Below are 17,817 nucleotides of genomic sequence, written 5' to 3' on the forward strand. Positions count from 1 at the left end.
TGACCAGGGAAACGAAGACGCCGGCCCAGAGGGCCGGCGTCGGGTCAAACGGATATCACCAAACGGTCGCGATTACAGCGGACGACCGATGTTGGCGCAGGTGCTCGGGTTGTTCAGCGCTGCAGCGTTGCCGGCCAGCACGAAGCGGGCACGGATGGCTTCACGCCAGGTCTTGGTCAGCGGGATGAAGCCGTGGGCACGGACGGCGGCATCGTTGGTGCCGTTGGTGCCGGCGTTGTAGTGGTTCATCAGGAAACCACGCAGGCTGTTGGCAACCGCGGTGGCCTTGTAGCACTGGCCGAACACCAGGTTGGTGTAACCGGCGATCGGGTAGCCATTGGCCGGATTGCCGAACACCGGCACCCACTTGGCCGGGTCGCTGGCGTCGGCACCGGACGGCGGAGCGGCCGATTCCAGGGTGGCCTGCACGTCCACTTCGTTCGGCGAGTAGCCCTTCACCTTGGCAACCTTGGTGGCATCGCTCAGGGCGGCCTGGCGAGCGGCTTCGGTGTTATCGGCCGCCGGGATGGCGTCCGGGCTGACATAGCCGATGCGGCCCTCGGCAGCCTGCACGGTGCTGTACAGCGCGCTGCCGCCGGTGGCGCTGGCCGGGATGAAGTTGGCCGGGGCGGTGTTGTTGACGAACAGGTTCTTGAAGGTCGACTGCACCGCGAACTTCGGAGCCTCGGTTTCGCCCGTTGCCCAGACAACCTTCTTCAGCGTGGTGCCAGCGACGTCGGCCTTGGTGCAGGCGGCGGTCAGGAAGCGGGTCAGCAGTTCGCTGGTGCCGCTGCTTTCGTCGCGGTAGACGACAACCAGGTCACCGCTGCGGCCGGAACCGGCGATGTCTTCCCACTTGTTGATCTTGCCCGAGAACACGCCGCAGATCTGGGTCACGCTCAGGTTCAGGGCGGCACCGGCCTTGTTGAACGGGACGGTGACCGAGGTCGCAACCGACGGCACCTGGATCAGCGCACCGTAACGGTTGGCATCGCCCGCGACGTTGTAGGTGGTGTTGTAGGTGGTCAGCTCGGTGCCGCTCAGCACCGAGTCGCTGCCGGCGAAATGCACGGTGCCGGTCGCCTGGAACAGCGCCGAGTTGTTTTCCAGGAAGGCCTTCTTGCCGGTGCCCGAGCCGGTCACGGCGTAGCTGAAGCTGGCCGGCAGGATGCTGTCCGGCTTGCCCTTGTAGAGGTCGGCCGGCAGCGAAGCGCCGCCGCCGGTGACAGTCTGCGCCGAAGCGGCACCGGCAGTGGCCAGCAGCGCGGTGGCAACCAGCGCGGCCAGGGTCTTGTACTTGTTCATGATCTTCTCCTGAAGGGTTTACTGCGAAGGGAAACGCCAAGGGAGGAACGGTCACTACACGCCTGCTGCCGCCGAGGGCCTCCCAGCCCACTCTGCGGCGACGTGTCCATGCTGGTCCGTGCCGATGACAGGCCGCTTAAGAAACCTGTGGAAGATCGAAAAAAGGTATGGAGGATTGTGTGGAGAATCGAAGACGCTGACCGGGTAGAGTCGACTGTMAGTMGACWGGCGCGCGAAGCGCGGGTCTTTTCGAAGTGCGTTGGAGAAGCAGTCGACTGACAGTCGACTCTACCCGTGATGCGCGTTGCGCATCACTGAACCAACTGGTTCATTTCCATGATCGGCATCAGCACCGCCAGCACGATCGTCAGCACCACGCCGCCCATCACCAGGATCATGGTCGGCTCCAGCAACGCAGTGAGCGCCATCGCGCGACGTTCGATCTCGCGCGAGATCGTCTGCGCGGCGCGATCCAGCAGCGGCGCCAGCGAACCGGTCTTCTCGCCACTGGCCACCAGATGCACCAGGATCGGCGGATACACCTTCTGCACCTTCAGCGCAGAGCCAAACGCGGCACCTTCACGCACGCGCGCGGACACGTCATCGGCACAGCGCGCCAGCAGCGCATTGCCAAGCGTCTGCCGCGCCGCCTCCAGTGCACGCAGCAGCGGCACACCGGCATCCAGCAGGATCGCCAGGGTCGAGGCAAAGCGCGCACTGTTCACGCCCAGCACGAAACGCCCGACCATCGGCACCCGCAGCAGCATCGCGTCCCATCGCAGGCGCAGCTCGGGCTTGCGCAGTGCCAACCGCCATGCCACCACCAGCGCAGCGATGCCCAGCCCCACCCACACGCCCCAGCTGCGCACGAAAGCACTGGCTGCCAGCATCACCTGGGTCAGCATCGGCAGCGTCTGCCGCGCCTGCACGAACGCGGTCACCACCTGCGGCACCACGTAGCTGAGCAGGAAGATCACGATCGCCACCGATACCAGGCTGATCGCCGCCGGGTAGATGAAGGCGGTCAGTACTTTGGCCTGCAGCGCATTGCGTTCTTCGATGTAGTCGGCCAGGCGCTCCATCACACGTGCAAGATCACCGGAATCCTCACCGGCGCCCACCAGCGCCCGATAGATCGGCGGGAAATCGCGTGGCCGCGCAGCCAGCGCAACGGTCAGGCGCTGGCCCGCGCGTACATCCGCACGCACGGCGGTGAGTGCCTGCGCCACGTGCGGGCGCTCGGCCTGCTCGATGACCGCGCTCAATGCGCCTTCCAGCGGCAGGCTGGCGGCCAGCAGGCTGGCCAGCTGGCGCGTGGCCCAAGCCAACTCGCTGGCGGACAGCCGGCGGGCACCCCAGCCACTGCCGGCATTGCGCGCCGCACTGACCTGCACAGGGGTCAACCCGCGTCCACGCAACAGCTGGCGTGCGCCGCGCGGACTGTCCGCATCCAGCTGGCCTTTCTCGATGCGGCCCTGCGCGTTGGCGGCCTGGTAATCGAACAGTGCCATCGTCGTCTCAGTCGTCGCCGGTGACGCGCAGGATTTCTTCCAGCGTGGTCACGCCACTGTCTACCCAGCGTTGACCATCCTGCCGCAGGGTCCGCATACCGGCACGTCGTGCTGCCTCGCGCAGCGCAGGTTCGCCCTGCCCTTCGTGGATCAGCGCACGCACGCGGTCGTCGACCACGAACAGTTCGTGGATGCCGGTGCGTCCCCGGTAGCCGCTGTTGGCACAGGCCGCGCAGCCCACCGCACGCCACACGGTACGGCCGTCGCCATCCACCTCGGCGCGCCGGCACTGCGTGCACAGCCGCCGCACCAGCCGCTGCGCCAGCACGCCGCGCAGCGACGAGGCCAGCAGGAACGGTTCCACGCCCATGTCGGCCAGGCGGGTCACCGCCGAGATCGCGTCGTTGGTGTGCAGCGAGGCCAGCACGCCATGCCCGGTCAGCGACGACTGCACCGCAATCTGCGCGGTCTCCAGGTCGCGGATCTCACCGATCATGATGGTGTCCGGATCCTGGCGCAGGATCGCGCGCAGCGCCGTGCCGAAGCTCATGCCGATACGCGCATTGACCTGGATCTGGCCGATGCCGGCGAAGTCATACTCCACCGGGTCCTCCACGGTGAGGATGTTGCTGGTGCTACTGTCGAGCTGGCCCAGCGCGGCGTACAGCGAGGTGGTCTTGCCGCTGCCGGTCGGGCCGGTGACCAGCACGATGCCATGCGGCTGCCGGATCAATCCGGTGAACGTGCCCAGGGTGTCATCGGCCATGCCCAGGCGCTGCAGCTGCAGACGGCCGGCATCCTTCTCCAGCAGTCGCAGCACGGCGCGCTCGCCATGCCCGGTCGGCACGGTGGAAACACGGATATCCAGCGGCCGCCCGCCCACGCGGATCGCAATGCGTCCGTCCTGCGGCAGGCGCTTCTCGGCGATATCCAGGTGCGCCATGATCTTGATGCGCGATACCAGTGCCGCGTGCAGGGCGCGCCGTGGCTCCACCATGTCGCGCAGGGTGCCGTCCACCCGGTAGCGCACCACCGAGTGGGTCTCGAACGGCTCGATGTGCAGATCGCTGGCGCCATCGCGTGCAGCCTGTGCCAACAGCGCATTGATCATGCGGATCACCGGCGCATCGTCCTGCGCATCCAGCAGATCGGTGACCTCCGGCATGTCCTGCATCAGCCGGTCCAGATCGACTTCGCTTTCGGCGGCACCGACCACGGCAGCGGCATCGCCGCCGTCACGGTACTGCTCACCCAACCGCTGCTGCCAGGTCGCGGCATCCACTGCCTGGAACGGCAGCGGTCCGTGCCGGCGGCGCAGTTCGGCCACGGCCCACACCGCGGTTTCTGCGGTGCCCAGCAGCACGGGCTCGCCGCCAACTTCGGACAGCATCACGCCATGGCTGCGAACCCACGCGTACGGCAGTGGCGCGGCGGCGCTCACGGCCCGATCACCAGTTCCGGCGTGTAGCCCAGCCCGCGCAGCTGCTGCAATGCCGGATCCAACTTCGCCGGATCACGCGGCAGGCGCACGCGCAGGCGTTGCCCACTCTCGCCCGGCGTCGCCTCGGCGTAGGCCTGCAGGCCCAGTGCGCGCACCTGGGCTACGCCCTGGCTGGCACGGGCCGGGTCCAGGCCCTGCGCGAACTGCACCAGCTGCGCATCACCGTCACCAGCCGGATACAACGCCGCCAGGCTGGTGTTCTGCAGTGGCTGGCCCAGGCCGTCGCGCGCGTTGCCCTGACCGAGTACGGACAGGTCCTGTGGTGGCAGCTGCGGCGCCGACAGCGCTGGCAAGGCCCAGCTCTGCACCGGCTGCGCGCCGGCCTGTGCATTGCGCATGTAGTCGTAGCGGTCGCGGGTCAAGCGCTGTCCGGCGGCCGGGTCGCGCACCACGTGCGGTCGCAGGAACACCATCAGGTTGGTCTTGGCGCGCTTGCGCGTGTCGCTGCGGAACAATGCCCCGAGCACCGGCAGCTTGCCCAGGCCCGGCACCGCATCGCGCCCGTGGCTGACGCTATCTTCCAGCAGGCCGCCGAGCACCATGATCTGGCCATCATCCAACAGCACGCTGGTGTCCAGTGCGCGCTTGTTGGTGATGATGCCGGCGGTGCTGTTCGCGCTCTGCGCATCGATGCTGCTGACCTCCTGGTAGATGTCCAGCTTCACCGTGCCACCTTCGGAAATCTGCGGTCGCACCCGCAGCTTCAGGCCCACGTCTTCGCGCACGATGGTCTGGAACGGGTTGTTGCTGCCACCGCCGCCGTCGGTCACGTAGCGGCCGCTGACGAACGGAACGGTCTGGCCGACCATGATGCTCGCCGCCTCGTTGTCCAGCGTCATCAGGTTCGGCGTGGACAGGATGTTGGCGCCACCCTTGCTCTGCAGCGCGTTGGCCAACGCCTTCATGTTGAGGATCTGGCCGACACCGGGCAGATTGATGGTGCCGTCGATCACACCGATCTTCAGACCATCCCTGGGCAGCACGTCCAGCGTAGTGCGTGCGGTGGTGTTCAGCCCGCTGCCACCGGTGGTGCCGCCGAAGTGGGTACCGCCGAAGGTGCGGCCATTGCCCAGCATCCACTGCACGCCCAGCTCGGCGGCATCGGTCTGGTTGACCTCCACGATCAGGCTTTCCACCAGCACCTGCGCACGGCGCTGGTCGAGCTGGTCGATCACCCGTCGCAGGTTGCGGTACACCGGCTCGGGGGCCGAGATCAGCAGCGTGTTGGTGGCCACGTCGGCCTGTACCGAGATGCCGTTCTGGCTGAAGCCGGTGCTGCCGGCGTCGATCGGGTCACGTCGGTTCGGGTCCAGCCGCTGTGATTCCAGTGCGTTGCCGCCGGTCTTGGCCTGCTGCGGCTGTGACGGCTGCGCGGGCGTGGAGCGGTTGGCGTCGCCAGGCAGCGGCGTGATGCCTTCGTTGCTGCCCATCGCCGGTGCATCGCTCTGGCCGGCCACCACGCCGCGCAACACGCCGGCCAGCTGGTTGGCCTGGGCATTGCGCAGATAGACCACATGCAGGTTGCCGGACTCGTCCTGGGCACGGTCCAGCTTCTCCACCAGCTGCCGCGCCAGGCGCGTGCGACCGGGGCTGCTGGAGCGCAGCAGCACACTGTTGCTGCGCGGGTCCGCCATGACCACCACCTTCTGGGTGGGCTCGGTGCCCTGCGCATCCAGCAGCGGCGCGACCATCGCCGCGACGTCAACGGCAATGCCCTGCTGCAGCTTCACCACATCGGTGTCCATGCCGGCCGGTGTATCCACGCTGGCGATCACCCGCGCGATGCGCTCCAGGTTGTCGGCGTAGTCGGTGATCACCAGGGTGTTGTTGCCCGGATTGGCGGTGATCGGGTTGTCCGGGCTGATCATCGGCCGCAGCACCGCCACCAGCGCGGCCGCGTTCTCGTAGCGCAGCGCGAAGGTGCGCGTGGCGACCTCGCCCCCTGCACCGCCACTGCCCACCCGGCCACCGAGCAGCTTGGCGTCGGCCTGCGGCACCACCCGGCTGACGCCGCCGTTCTCGACCACGGCAAACCCGCGCATGCGCAGAGCACCCAGCAGCAACTGGTAGGCCTGGGTACGGCTGACCGGGCCATCGGAAACCACCGTCATCTTGCCGGTCACCCGCGGGTCGACCAGGAACTGGCGGCCGGTGAAGCGCGCTGCCATGCGCAGCACGCCACCGATATCGGTGTCCACCAGGTTCAACTGCACCGGCTCCTCACGGGCGTCCTGTGCCAGCAGAGGCGCCGGCACGTGGGCCATGCCCACGATCAGGGCCAATGCGGTGCTGCAGGCAAGGCTGCGCATTGCCCTCATGGATGGGCACCTGCAGTGAGCGCCATCACGATGTTTCCGGAAATCCGTGCCGCCGGCATGTTTGCGTCCCCTGTCCGTGTCAATTGCAGCTGCTGCAGTTCGATGGCCGGATCGGCCAGCACCGGCAGCAGCCAGTTCCACAGCGCGTCGGCAGGCACGGCCTGCACCTGCAGGTGCCAGCGCCCATCGCGTGCTTCGATGTTCAGGGCGCCAGCGAGACCGGCGGCCTTGATCTGCTCGCGCAGCCCGGCCAGCGTCGGGCGCTGGCCCTGCGCCTGTTGCTGTCGCTCACGGGCGCGCAGCAGTGGGGCCAGCGTGCGGGCCTGTGCCTGCAGCCGCGGCAGCTCAGCCTGCCAGTGCGTGCGTTGCTTCAGCAGCGGCTCAAGCCAGAACGACCACAGGCCCGCCGCCAGCAGCGCCATCACCATCACCCGCAACATCAGCCGGTCGCGCGGCGTCAGGCGCTGCCAGCGTTGCTGCAGAACCCCCATCCTTTCACCCAGCCGCAGCGTCCCGGCGTTCACTGTCCGCCCCCGCTCACGCGCAGGCGTCCACCCGCTTCACGCGCCAGCTGCAGGCCCTGCGCCTGCATTGCTTTCTGCCAGTGCTCCAGTCGCTGCGGATCATCGGCCAGCGCCTGCGTATCGGTGTCCAGTTCCATGTCCAGTTGACCGGGCTGGTAGTACAGGCTGCGCACCTGCCCCGCCAACTCCGGAACCGCCTGCAGCGTGCTGGCCACCTGTCGCTGCACCGGTGGCAACGGCTGGGCCGGCACTGGCACCGCCAGTGCACGCCTTGCCTGCAGTACCGGGTCCACCACATGGGTGATCTCGGGGAAGCGCGCACTGAACTGGCGCGCCATGTCCTGCTGCAGTGCCTCGCCCTCACTTCGCCAACGCGAGACCTGCAGCTGCAGGCCCAGCGCGGCCAGCAGCATCGCCGTCAACGCCAGCCCGATCGCAAGCCGCGGCGCCCTCTGGCCGGAACCCGGCAGCGGCAATGACCACGCTGGCAAGGGGCCGGAGGCCTGCTGTTCATGCGGAACGGCGGTGGCCGGCAGGCTGTCCGGCCATGCCGGCGGCACGCAGTCGATCCAGTGCACCGCGTGCACGCCAGCCTGTTGCAGGCGCGATGCCAGGGCCTGCATTACTGCGCCCGCGTCACGTCCGCCACACCATTGGACGGAACCCCGATCGCGCCCGCTGCGCACCAGCAGATGCTCGCCACTGGCCTGCAGCGTTGCCTGGCCGTCCTGCCACGGCAACAGCAACGGTGTTGGATACAACGCCTGCAGCCGCAGCCCACACGATGCCAGCAACTGCCGGGCCTGCGCGATCGCCTGCTGGCCGAGCCAGGCCACCGGCACGGTGCCATCGGCAGCCTGGCTGCCGTGCGCCAGTGCCACCTCCTGCAGATCGTCCAGCAGCATCGCCTCCACTTCCCCCTGCAATGCGGCCTGCAGCCTGCGTCCGGACAGCGGTGGCAGCTGCAGCTCCAGCAGGATCAGGTCCTGGGGATCGAGGCAGGCCAGCACCCCGGCCTGCGGATGGCGATGCCCCAGCACCGCCAACGCTTCGCGGCCGTGGGCCTGCATAGCCCCTTTGTGCAGCTGCGCCCACTCGACCTCGCTGTCGGCACGCAGGTGTTCCAGTGGCGGCAGGCGCACTCTCAGCTGCGCGTTCATGCGCCGATCCTTGTCCACACGCGCTGCACACGCACGCTGTCATCGCGGTACTCGCGCCAGATCAGCGCGCGGAAGTCCACCGTACTGCCGTCGGCCTGCACCTGGCCGAGGGCGAGGAACCATTCGCTATGGATGCCAAGCGGCACTGTGGCCATCTGTGCGTCGCTCAGTTGGAGTCGATGGGCGATGTCGCCACGGTTGAGCAGCCATTGGCCGCCGTCACGTTCACCGAGCAGCGCCCGCAGGCGCGCCGGTTCGACATTGGGTGCAACGGCCTGCAGAACGCTGATGTCACTGGTATTGGCATTGACCAGGGTCTGCGCCGGCAGCACCACGGTGCGCCGCTCCAGCGCCTGCAGTTCCACCGCATCGGCACCGGGCAGCGCCTGCATGATCAGCGATTCGCGCGGCAGCGGCGCCTGCGCCTGGATGTCGCCATCGCGCAGGCGTGCCTGGATATGGTCCGCCGCGGAGGCACAGGCACCCTGACCCAACCCCTGCCCGGCGCACAACGCAACGAAGGCGCGTCGCGCGTCGGGGTCCACCTGGCCATGGGCCAGCAGATTGCGCAGGTTGAACATCGACTGGGCATCGACCAGCTGCAGCTGCACCGGCAACGGTGCCTGCAGCTGCAAAGGACGCGCCCAGCGTCCGCCGCGTACCGTGGTCAACTGCTCCCTTGCATCCTCACGCAACTGCTGCGCCGCCCGCTCCAGCGTGGCATCCACCGCCATGCGCACCTGTGCGCGCAGCTGGTCGCCACGCAGCGCACGCAGCTGGGCGGACTGCCGGGTCAGCAGCGCAGTGGCAATCACCGCCACCAGTGCCACCACCAGCATGGCGACGATCACCGCCATGCCGCCCTGACGGGCGCATGAAACCGAACGCATCCGGGTTGCCATCGGTGCGCCTCACAACTGCCAGGAGCCGATGTCCGCGTTCCCGGCATCGCCCCCGGGCTTGCTGTCCGCGCCCAGCGAGAACACGTCGATGTCGCCGTGCGTGCCAGGAATCTGGTACTGGTACGGGTGCCCCCAGGGATCATTCGGGAGACGGTCCAGATAGGGCGTGACCGGCATCGAACCGCTGCCCTGCGGCGGCTTCACCAGCACCTGCAGGCCCTGCTCGGCACTGGGGTACTTTCCGTTGTCCAGCTTGAACAGCTTCAACGCCTGCATCAGCGCCGCGATGTCCTGCCGCGCCGCGACCACGCGTGCCTGGTCGGGGCGATCCATCAACCGCGGCACGATCAACGCGGCAAGGATGCCGATGATCACCACCACCACCATGATCTCGATCAGGCTGAAACCCTGCTGCCGAGCCCTGCGACCACGTACCTGCCTTGCCATTGTTCCGCCCTCATCATCCTGGAAGAGACCGCCGCACCATGGTCAGCGGTGCATGTGTCAGTACGATAAACAACCGCCGGCAATTCGCTGCGCGCGCTCCTGCGCAGGCACGGCACATGCGGCCGGTGCACATGCAGCCTCGAACAGATGGCGCGGAATGGCGGCCAGCGTGTCGTCGATGCAGCCACGCAGCAGCGGATTCGCGCAGGCCTGCAGCAGGCGCACGCACTGCATTGGCGCCCATGCCGTCCCGTGATCGAGACCGATGAACGACCTGTAGGCCTGGTGGTAGCGCAGGTCGTCGTACACGCGCTGCGGACTGTTGAGATCGCGCACGACCACCAGCAGCGCTGCACGTTGCACCTGCCGCGCGTCGACTGCTTCAAGCGGCAGCAGGCTCATGGCCGCTTCGGGCCACGGCCGCAACTGCAGGTCAATCGCCCTGCGCAGCACCAGCAGCGGGTGCGCGCTGCTGTCCAGCGCAGCCCAGCGCGCCGCATCCGCCCAGGCATCACTGGACAGCACCCAGACCCATGAATGTCCGTAACGCTGCACGTTCAGGGGGGTGTGTCGCGCCTGCTCCAGCGACTGGCTGAGGTGGCGATCCAGTTCCAGCATGCTGATCCTGCGACTGTCTGCCATCTGCGCCGCCCGTGCTCCGCGACGCGTGGTGCGTCGTACTCTGGAGAAGACGTCAGCAAGGCAGGTGAAGCGACACCGCGAACGCAACTCTGTGCGCTGGGTAGTGCTTCATCGGCAACGTCATCGCAGCGTCATCCGCTTGCAGGCTCCGTGCTGCAGGCGCGGCGCGGCGCCGCCGCAGCGGCGGGCCAGCATCGCCACGTCGCTGCGCGCGGCGAACACGGCCAACGCATCGGTCATGTCCACGTCTTCGCACCATGACGCCATCGCAACGCGCAGCGCCGACAGCTGCCAGCCCTCCATCACGCCGTGGCTGCCCGCCACGAACCAGTGCCACAGCCGGTGGTGCAGCACCTGCTCGTGCAGCTGCGCGAGATCGTCAACGCCGTGCATGTCCATCAGCAGCAGCGCACGCGCAAGTGCCGCAGGCGGCAACGCACCGGTCTCAGCCAGCGGCAGCACCTGCTGCTGCAGGCGCAACAGCATCGCCAGCGGGTGCGACTGCGGATCGAAGTCCAGCAGCACCGCCTGTTGCTGCCACTGCGCGTCGGACACCACGCACACCCATGGCGAGCCATAGCGGTGCACCATCAAAGGCCGTCGCCGGGTGGTTTCCAGCAACGCCGACAGATTGCGGCGCAGATCCAGCACACCGATGGTTTCGTTGCGCATCCTTGGCGTCTCCTTGCTTGCAACAGCCCTGCGCGGCGCGCACGGCCAGCGTCTTCACCTAACCAAGGACGGCAATGCCACCCGGAAAGCGACGCAGATCCAGCGACATCGTCAGTCGCAGCTGTTCCAGCGCCGCATCCGGATCATCGATGCGGAAGCGGCCGCTCACCGGGGAACGCGCCAACGCCGATTCGCCCAGCAGCACCTTTCCGCGGCGGTAACGATTGATCTCGTCGACCACCTCGCGCAGTGGTGCGCGGCGGAACACCAGCATGCCTTCGGTCCAGGCGCTCACGTCCGAGGCGACAGCCTCGGCCACCACGCCACTGAGGCGCTCGTCGTACTGGGTCTGCTGGCCGGCCTGCAGCTGCAACCGGCCCTGCGGGTGCTCGATGCGGGCACTACCGTGCAGGCAGGTCACCCGCACCTGGCCCTGGGTGTTGCGCACGTCCAGGCGCACCGCACCTTCATCGGCAATCACGCAGCCCGGACCCGCGAACAGCGCCAGGCGCAAGCCGGCCCGGGTCTCGATCGCGGCCTGCCCCTGCACCAGCTCGAAGCCTTCGCCCTGCGCGTCCGCGCGCCGGCGCAGGCTGCTCTGCGTATCCAGTTCGATCTTCAGCTGCGGCGAAGGCGCGATCTGCAGCCGTTCACCGGTACCGGTGTGGAAATCGGCCGCCATCGCCGTCACCGAGGGCCACAACCCCAGCGGCGGGCGGATCGCCGCCACCACCACCAGGCTGGCCGGCGCCGCAATGGCGGCACCGAGGAAGGCACGACGACTCCAGCGCTGGGCCGGCGTCGGCGCGACCGGTTGGCGCGCGGCGGCGGGCAGTTGCTCGCCGGCCAGCCGTACCTGCTCCCATTGCCGGCGTGCACGGCCGAACGCCTCGCGATGACGCGGGTCGGCCTCACACCATGCGCGGAACCTGTCCCCATCGGCGGCGGTGGCCTCGCCCGAGGTCAATCGCACCACCCACGCGTGGGCCTGACGCTCGACGGCATCCAGCGGGCGTTGCGGGCGATCGTCAGGATCCATGGGAACTCATGCCGGACCCGCACGCTGCGGGGTTCTGCTCGGCGTCAAAGTGTAGACGGATGCCGCCGCTCAGAACCGCACCTGGCGCCCCTGCCCGCTGCGCTCGGCCAGGTAGTCCTGGGCCGCCTTCAGTTCGCGCTGCACCAGCCGCAGCGATACACCCAGGTGATCGGCCACGTCGCGCTGCTGCAGGCCGTCGACGCGGATCGCCAGCAGGATGCGGCGACGGCGCTCGGGCATGCGCTGCAGCAGCCCGACCATGTCTTCCAGCGCGAAGTCCAGCTCGGCCGCCTGTGCCGGACCCGGTGCCGGATCGGCCATGTCCATCAGCGTGTCCACTTCCTCCAGGCTCAGCAACCGGTGATCGGCACGCTGGCGATCGATCACGGTGTTCATTGCCATGCGCAGCAGATAGGCCGCCGGATTCTGCACTGCATCCAGGCGGTCACGGCGCGCGCTCAGGCGCATCCACGTGTCCTGCAGCGCATCGCCGGCCAGCTCCTCCGAACCCAGCTTGCGCACCAGCCGGCGCTTCAGCTCGTCGTAGGCACCCAGAAGGTGGTCCATCAGATCAACTGCCCCAGCCGTACCGTTGCTCATGTTCGAATCCTTGAAGTCATGGAAGGGGCGCGCGCCGGCCACAATCGTGGTCGGTGCCGGAAGGTCGGATCTGCAGGGTCACCGGCTGCGGCAGCGCAGCGGCATCGGGTGCCAGCACCAGGCCCTGCAGCGCCTGCAGCAGGCGTGCATCGCGGCGGGCACTGCCACTGCCGGACAGCAGCTCGGGCTGCTGCGCCTGGCCTTCGCCGTCGACGCGGAAGCGCAGCGTTGCGGCATAGCGGCCGGGCGCGATCTCGGGATCGTCACAGAATGCCGCACGCAGGCGCTGCTGCAGATCGCCATAGCGGCGCCGACGCTCGGCATCCAGGAGTTCGGCGCCAACACCGGGTTCGGCGGCGGAGGGCGTGCCCCGGCGCAGCACCACGCGCTGCTCGCCGATCACCTCGGCCTCGATGCCGGTGTCCTGCAGCAGCATCTGCAGCGCAGGCAGCGGCGCCAGGCTTGCGCGCAGCTGATGGCTGTTGCGGCCCGCCGCAAGGTCGCCCGGGTACATCACCGACCACCCACTGATGACACTGAAGCGCTCGACCGCCTGTTCCAGTGGCTGCGCGGGGATGTCGTAGGCATGAACACCGTCCTGGGCTGCCGCGGCAAAGGCCAGCAGCAGCCATCCGGCGATGGCCAGCCCCCACGTTCTGATCGCATGGTGTCCATTCAGCCCCCTGACGTAGAACACATGACCCTCGGCAGCGACAGCAGCTGCAAGCGGATCAAACCGTACCGGGAGCACATGTCATTGCGATGACCGCCGCGCGCCGCCAACCGTCGGGCCAGCCTTCCTGGGGCCAGTCACGAATCAGGAATCAACGAATCGAACAGACCATGTCCTCCAGGCGTGGGGTCCGAGCCCGTTGCGCAGCAACGGGATCCGACCCCGTGCCGACCAAAACGTGTCGACCAGGGTCGACACCCACCAAGAGCGGCTCATGCCTTTCCGACAGATCGCGGAAATCTGTCGAAGGCGGGGTGGGTCCGGTTGCGGGGGCGTGAGCCGCATGGGTCGGGCGCATGCGCCCGGCGGGTTGGGCAGGACGCCCAACCCCGGTCTTGCCGTGTGCGCAGGACTGCGCACACGAGCAAGCGGCGACCGAGCTTACATGGGTGAGGGCGCTTTGCTTGCCAAGCACTGCTTCGCAAGCGCCCGAACGCACAGCCGCCAGCGGCTGGGCCGGGCCCCGGAGGGGGACTTGCAGCGTCCCCTGCAACCGGACCCACCCCGCCGTCCCACGGAATGCATGCTGTTGCTTCGGCCGTTGCTCCTGAGGTTGCCGGCCAGCGGCCGGCACTGCGGCGGGTGCCGGGTGCAACCCGGCCGGAAACCGCCCATCCCTCAAACGGGCAACTGGGTCGTCTGCTTGATCCGCTGCATTGGAATCTCGGTCTTGGTGTTCTGCACCCCGGCAATCCGGTTCAGGTGCTGCATCTGGAACTGCCGGTAGGCATCCAGGTCGGCCACCGCCACCCGCAGCAGGAAGTCGCAGTCACCGGCCATCAGATGGCATTCAAGCACCTCCGGGAAAGACTTGATGCTGTTGATGAAGTGATTGGTGGTGTCCTCGTCCTGCCCGCGCAGCCAGACCCGAACGAACACCGTGAAGCCGCGGCCCACCTTGGCCTCATTCAGCAGGGCAACGTAGCGGTCGATGTAGCCGCCCTCCTCCAGCAACCGCACCCGCCGCAGGCAGGCCGAGGGCGAAAGACCCACCTGCCGGGCCAGCTCCAGGTTCTGCAGGCGACCGTCACACTGCAGGGCGTCGAGGATGCGGCGATCAAGATTGTCGAGCTGGTACTGCATGGAATTTCACCTTTAGCGACAATGGCCGCCTGGAATATCAATAGTCCCGAATCCAATGGCATCAACGCAACCCGATTTCGCGATCGGACCGCTAGCATGGGCCACCCCCACCTCGTTGTGCCGTTCCATGGACGCCCGTACCACCCTCCCCCTGCCCGACACCTGCGATACCGCCCCGCGTGCCGAATTCCTGCGCGGCCTGCGCGCCGCCGTGCCGGTGATGATCGGCTTCATTCCCTTCGCCCTGGTGCTCGGCGCCCAGGCCGCCCAGAAGGGCCTGAGCGCGCTGGAAGTGCCGCTGATGACCGGCCTCAACTTCGCCGGCGGCTCGGAATTCGCCGCGGTCGAACTGTGGACCTCGCCGCCGCACATCGCGCTGATCGTGGCCATCACAGCGCTGGTCAACAGCCGCCACCTGCTGATGGGTGCCAGCCTGGCCCCGCTGCTGCAGCACCTGCCGCGCCGTCGCGTGCTGCCGGCGCTGTTCTTCATGTGCGACGAAAGCTGGGCGATGGGCGTGGCCGATGCGCGTCGCCGTGCGCTCGGCTTCAGCCTGGCCTATTACCTGGGCGTCTCGGCAGGCCTGTACACGGTCTGGGTGGCCTGCACCGCATTGGGCGCGATCGTCGGCCCGATGCTGGGCGACATCCACGCCTACGGCTTCGACATGGCCTTCCCCGCCGTGTTCCTGGTGCTGCTGCGTGGCATGTGGCAGGGCATGAAGGCCGCGCGCCCGTGGCTGGTCAGCCTGGTGGTGGCCGCTGCCACCTACCTGCTGGTGCCGGGTGCCTGGTACGTGGCCAGCGGCGCCCTGGCGGGCCTGGCCGCGGCCTGGCTGCTGGCGGAGGACGCGGCATGATCTTCAACGGTCTGATCCACTGGACCTCGGTGCTGACCATCGTGCTGATGGCCGCCGCCACCTACCTGACCCGCATCGTCGGTTTCCTGGCGCTGCGCAACCGTACGCTGAGCAAGCGCGCGGTAACGGTGATGGAAGCGGCACCGGGCTGCGTGCTGATCTCGGTGATCGCTCCGGACTTCGTCGCTGACAAGCCGGCCGATCTGGCCGCACTGGCGATCACCCTGCTGGCCGCCACGCGGCTGTCGATGCTGCCGACGGTGCTGATCGGCGTGGTCTCGGCGGGTGCACTGCGCTATCTGATGGGCTGAGGCCGCGTCGCCGGGCATGGCCCGGCGCCACCCACATTCCCACGCCCCTGTAGCGCCGTGCCACGCCCGGCGCAGCGCGTGCCTGCGACACCGGGTCGCAGCCGATCCCGCCTCCCACTTGATCAATGTCAAACCGCCCGCCGCCGTGCGGGCGTATTTCTATGCAGGACCCGAACACGCCGGCGTTACCGGCATCCACAAGGACCCTGCGATGAGCTACACCCCCGACAACGCCCAGCTGCTGAATGCCATGCAGAACGTCATGGTGATCTCCACCACCGACCTGCAGGGCAACATCACCTACGCCAACGACCTGTTCTGCACGCTCACCGGCTTCGCCCGCGAAGAGCTGATCGGCCAGCCGCACAGCATCGTGCGCCACCCGGACGTGCCCAAGGCGGTCTACAAGGACATGTGGGACACCATCAAGGCCGGCAAGACCTGGACCGGCATCGTGCCCAACCTCGGCAAGGGCGGCGTGCTCTACGTGGTGGACACCACCGTGCAGCCGCTGTTCGACGCCGACGGCAACATCACCTCCTACATCAGCATCCGCCGCGTGGTGAACGACCTGATGCAGAACTACGACCTGGTCGAGTTCAGCAAGGAAAAGTTCGACGACTTCTACGAGGCCGCGTGAACGCCCTCCCGACCAGTACGCCCTTCAGCCGCCTGCTGGTGGGTTTCGCGTCCGAGTCGGGCAATGCCCGCGCCCTGGCCCAGCGCTTGGGCGCGGACCTGCAGCCGCACGCGCCGCAGGTGCTCCCGTTCAACGACATCGACGTGGCCAGTCTCGGCCACGGCGATGTGCTGCTGGCGATCTCAAGTTCCTTCGGTGACGGCGAACCGCCAGCCAACGGCGAGCAGTTCTTCGAAACGCTGCGCCAGACCCCGACACTGAGCGGCCTGCGCTATGCGGTGTTCGGCCTCGGTGACACCGGCTACCCCAGTTTCTGCGGCTTCACCAAGGCGCTGGATGCCGCGCTGAGCGAGCGCCAGGCGCAGCCGCTGCTGCACCGCGTGGATGCCGACCTGGGCTACGAGCAGTTCTTCCAGCAATGGCAGCCAGTGCTCGGCCAGGTGCTGGACGGCGACGCGGGCGCTGGCCAGGATCTGCGCCTGCAGGTCACCGCCTATGGTGAAGACAATGCCTTTGCCGCCACCATCCTCGAACGCCGCCGCTTGAACAGCAGCGAGCCGGCCGCCTGGCATCTGCAGCTGGACATTGCCGGCAGTGGCATGGCCTACCGCGCGGGCGACACCCTGCACGTGGTACCCGAGAACGACCCTGCCCTGCTGCAGGCATTGGCCACCTGGTACGGCGACACCGCCGCCGTGTCCGCCCTGCATGACCGCGAGCTGCGCCTGCTGAGCAAGGGCGTGCTGCGCGAACTGGCCAGACTGGGCGGCAGCGAGCTGCTGAAGGGCCTGTTGAAGGTCAGCCAGAAGCGCGAGCTGGAAGCCTACCTGCACGGCCTGGACCTGCTGGACGTGCTGCAGGACCACGCCACGCCGGACAGCGTGCCGCTGGCCCGGCTGCGCGAACTGCTGTCACCGCGCCTGCCGCGCGCCTATTCGATCGCCTCCCACCCGTGCGACGACCAGCTGAGCCTGTGCGTACGCGAAGTGCGCTACACCCTGCGCGGCCGCGAGCGCCTTGGCACCGCCACCGGCAGCCTGCTGCACGGCGGCGATACCGCCCGGGTGTACTGCCGTTCCAATCCCGGCTTCCATCTTCCCGATACCGGCGAAGCGCCGCTGCTGCTGGTCGGCACCGGCACCGGCATCGCGCCGTTGATGGGCCTGATGCAGGAGTTGCAGGCCAGCGCCTGCGAGCGTGAAGTGCACCTGGTGTTCGGCGAGAAACACAGCCAGCACGACTACCTGTACCGCGAGCAGCTGCAGGACTGGCACGCGCGTGGCGTGCTGGCCCGCCTGCATACCGCGTTCTCGCGCGATGGGGCCGACAAGGTCTATGTGCAGCATGTGCTGCAGCAGCGCGGCGATGAAGTGCGCGATGTATTGGCCCGCGGTGGGCATCTGTACCTGTGCGGCAACAAGAGCCACCTGGAAAGCGCGGTGCGCGAGGCCATCGATGCCATCGTTGGCGAGGGCCAGTGGGACGCGCTGCGGGGCGAAGGCCGCACGCACTGCGAGTTGTATTGATCCATAACCACTGGACTGCACGAACCCTGGACCGGTAGAGCCGG

General features: G+C 68.0%; 18 protein-coding genes. 4 read left to right on the top strand and 14 right to left on the bottom strand.

Going from position 1 to position 17,817, the window contains the following annotated elements:
- Window positions 1-72: 72 nt before the first annotated feature.
- The 14 genes from D7T59_RS01330 to D7T59_RS01395 all read right to left on the bottom strand — a co-directional run bounded on the left by D7T59_RS01330 (window position 73) and on the right by D7T59_RS01395 (window position 14,437).
- Window positions 73-1,305 (bottom strand): substrate-binding domain-containing protein, encoded by a 1,233-nt coding sequence (locus tag D7T59_RS01330; protein ID WP_180851231.1) that lies wholly within the window; start codon window positions 1,303-1,305, stop codon window positions 73-75.
- 311 nt (window positions 1,306-1,616) lie between these two features.
- Window positions 1,617-2,816 (bottom strand): type II secretion system inner membrane protein GspF, encoded by a 1,200-nt coding sequence (gene gspF / locus D7T59_RS01335; RefSeq protein ID WP_180851232.1) that lies wholly within the window; start codon window positions 2,814-2,816, stop codon window positions 1,617-1,619.
- Window positions 2,817-2,823: 7 nt separating this feature from the next.
- Window positions 2,824-4,257, bottom strand: coding sequence for a type II secretion system ATPase GspE (gspE, locus tag D7T59_RS01340; protein WP_180851233.1), 1,434 nt, complete (start codon window positions 4,255-4,257; stop codon window positions 2,824-2,826).
- Window positions 4,254-6,635 carry a type II secretion system secretin GspD gene (gspD, locus tag D7T59_RS01345; RefSeq protein ID WP_180851234.1) on the bottom strand — a complete coding sequence of 794 codons (2,382 nt, stop codon included), beginning with the start codon at window positions 6,633-6,635 and terminating at the stop codon, window positions 4,254-4,256. The genes gspE and gspD overlap by 4 nt, the downstream gene beginning before the upstream one ends.
- Window positions 6,632-7,159: a type II secretion system protein GspM gene (gene gspM, locus D7T59_RS01350; protein WP_180851235.1), complete on the bottom strand. Its 528-nt coding sequence runs from the start codon at window positions 7,157-7,159 to the stop codon at window positions 6,632-6,634. The genes gspD and gspM overlap by 4 nt, the downstream gene beginning before the upstream one ends.
- Window positions 7,156-8,319 carry a type II secretion system protein GspL gene (gene gspL, locus D7T59_RS01355; protein ID WP_180851236.1) on the bottom strand — a complete coding sequence of 388 codons (1,164 nt, stop codon included), beginning with the start codon at window positions 8,317-8,319 and terminating at the stop codon, window positions 7,156-7,158. The genes gspM and gspL overlap by 4 nt, the downstream gene beginning before the upstream one ends.
- A complete protein-coding gene (gene gspK, locus D7T59_RS01360) occupies window positions 8,316-9,221 on the bottom strand; it encodes a type II secretion system minor pseudopilin GspK (protein WP_180851237.1) in 906 nt (301 codons plus the stop codon). The genes gspL and gspK overlap by 4 nt, the downstream gene beginning before the upstream one ends.
- A 9-nt stretch (window positions 9,222-9,230) precedes the next feature.
- The gene (gspG, locus tag D7T59_RS01365; RefSeq protein ID WP_180851238.1) at window positions 9,231-9,668 is read right to left on the bottom strand and encodes a type II secretion system major pseudopilin GspG; all 438 of its coding nucleotides are present in this window, start codon (window positions 9,666-9,668) and stop codon (window positions 9,231-9,233) included.
- A 57-nt stretch (window positions 9,669-9,725) separates the two neighbouring features.
- Window positions 9,726-10,286 (bottom strand): hypothetical protein, encoded by a 561-nt coding sequence (locus tag D7T59_RS01370; protein WP_258012943.1) that lies wholly within the window; start codon window positions 10,284-10,286, stop codon window positions 9,726-9,728.
- A 144-nt stretch (window positions 10,287-10,430) separates the two neighbouring features.
- A complete protein-coding gene (locus D7T59_RS01375; RefSeq protein WP_180851240.1) occupies window positions 10,431-10,982 on the bottom strand; it encodes a hypothetical protein in 552 nt (183 codons plus the stop codon).
- A gap of 58 nt (window positions 10,983-11,040) precedes the next feature.
- Window positions 11,041-12,021 carry a FecR family protein gene (locus tag D7T59_RS01380; RefSeq protein WP_164138093.1) on the bottom strand — a complete coding sequence of 327 codons (981 nt, stop codon included), beginning with the start codon at window positions 12,019-12,021 and terminating at the stop codon, window positions 11,041-11,043.
- A gap of 69 nt (window positions 12,022-12,090) precedes the next feature.
- On the bottom strand, window positions 12,091-12,621 hold the full coding sequence (locus D7T59_RS01385; protein ID WP_019337777.1) for an RNA polymerase sigma factor: 531 nt from the start codon (window positions 12,619-12,621) through the stop codon (window positions 12,091-12,093).
- Window positions 12,622-12,637: 16 nt separating this feature from the next.
- On the bottom strand, window positions 12,638-13,318 hold the full coding sequence (locus D7T59_RS01390) for an STN domain-containing protein (RefSeq protein ID WP_164138091.1): 681 nt from the start codon (window positions 13,316-13,318) through the stop codon (window positions 12,638-12,640).
- Between the two features lie 654 nt (window positions 13,319-13,972).
- Entirely contained in the window at window positions 13,973-14,437 is a 465-nt protein-coding gene (locus D7T59_RS01395; protein ID WP_180851241.1) for an Lrp/AsnC family transcriptional regulator, read from the bottom strand.
- Window positions 14,438-14,564: 127 nt separating this feature from the next.
- Here D7T59_RS01395 and D7T59_RS01400 point away from each other — a divergent pair, with 127 nt between their 5' ends.
- The 4 genes from D7T59_RS01400 (at window position 14,565) to D7T59_RS01415 (ending at window position 17,773) form a co-directional block, all read left to right on the top strand.
- Window positions 14,565-15,296, top strand: coding sequence for an AzlC family ABC transporter permease (locus D7T59_RS01400; protein ID WP_014037422.1), 732 nt, complete (start codon window positions 14,565-14,567; stop codon window positions 15,294-15,296).
- Window positions 15,293-15,607 (top strand): AzlD family protein, encoded by a 315-nt coding sequence (locus D7T59_RS01405; protein ID WP_100440855.1) that lies wholly within the window; start codon window positions 15,293-15,295, stop codon window positions 15,605-15,607. Before D7T59_RS01400 ends, D7T59_RS01405 begins: the two co-directional genes overlap by 4 nt.
- Window positions 15,608-15,818: 211 nt before the next feature.
- Window positions 15,819-16,247 carry a PAS domain-containing protein gene (locus D7T59_RS01410; protein ID WP_005409905.1) on the top strand — a complete coding sequence of 143 codons (429 nt, stop codon included), beginning with the start codon at window positions 15,819-15,821 and terminating at the stop codon, window positions 16,245-16,247.
- Window positions 16,244-17,773, top strand: a complete 1,530-nt coding sequence (locus D7T59_RS01415; RefSeq protein WP_180851242.1) for a flavodoxin domain-containing protein — start codon at window positions 16,244-16,246, stop codon at window positions 17,771-17,773. Before D7T59_RS01410 ends, D7T59_RS01415 begins: the two co-directional genes overlap by 4 nt.
- Window positions 17,774-17,817: the final 44 nt, after the last annotated feature.

The organism is Stenotrophomonas maltophilia (genome assembly GCF_013464915.1).
GTDB lineage: Bacteria > Pseudomonadota > Gammaproteobacteria > Xanthomonadales > Xanthomonadaceae > Stenotrophomonas > Stenotrophomonas maltophilia_AT.

Coding starts and splice junctions, on each gene's coding strand:
- D7T59_RS01330 (WP_180851231.1), bottom strand. CDS start 1,305: ATGAACAAGTACAAGACCCTGGCCGCGCTGGTTGCCACCGCGCTGCTG.
- gspF (WP_180851232.1), bottom strand. CDS start 2,816: ATGGCACTGTTCGATTACCAGGCCGCCAACGCGCAGGGCCGCATCGAG.
- gspD (WP_180851234.1), bottom strand. CDS start 6,635: ATGAGGGCAATGCGCAGCCTTGCCTGCAGCACCGCATTGGCCCTGATC.
- gspL (WP_180851236.1), bottom strand. CDS start 8,319: ATGAACGCGCAGCTGAGAGTGCGCCTGCCGCCACTGGAACACCTGCGT.
- gspK (WP_180851237.1), bottom strand. CDS start 9,221: ATGGCAACCCGGATGCGTTCGGTTTCATGCGCCCGTCAGGGCGGCATG.
- gspG (WP_180851238.1), bottom strand. CDS start 9,668: ATGGCAAGGCAGGTACGTGGTCGCAGGGCTCGGCAGCAGGGTTTCAGC.
- D7T59_RS01370 (WP_258012943.1), bottom strand. CDS start 10,286: ATGCTGGAACTGGATCGCCACCTCAGCCAGTCGCTGGAGCAGGCGCGA.
- D7T59_RS01375 (WP_180851240.1), bottom strand. CDS start 10,982: ATGCGCAACGAAACCATCGGTGTGCTGGATCTGCGCCGCAATCTGTCG.
- D7T59_RS01380 (WP_164138093.1), bottom strand. CDS start 12,021: ATGGATCCTGACGATCGCCCGCAACGCCCGCTGGATGCCGTCGAGCGT.
- D7T59_RS01385 (WP_019337777.1), bottom strand. CDS start 12,621: ATGAGCAACGGTACGGCTGGGGCAGTTGATCTGATGGACCACCTTCTG.
- D7T59_RS01395 (WP_180851241.1), bottom strand. CDS start 14,437: ATGCAGTACCAGCTCGACAATCTTGATCGCCGCATCCTCGACGCCCTG.
- D7T59_RS01400 (WP_014037422.1), top strand. CDS start 14,565: ATGGACGCCCGTACCACCCTCCCCCTGCCCGACACCTGCGATACCGCC.
- D7T59_RS01405 (WP_100440855.1), top strand. CDS start 15,293: ATGATCTTCAACGGTCTGATCCACTGGACCTCGGTGCTGACCATCGTG.
- D7T59_RS01410 (WP_005409905.1), top strand. CDS start 15,819: ATGAGCTACACCCCCGACAACGCCCAGCTGCTGAATGCCATGCAGAAC.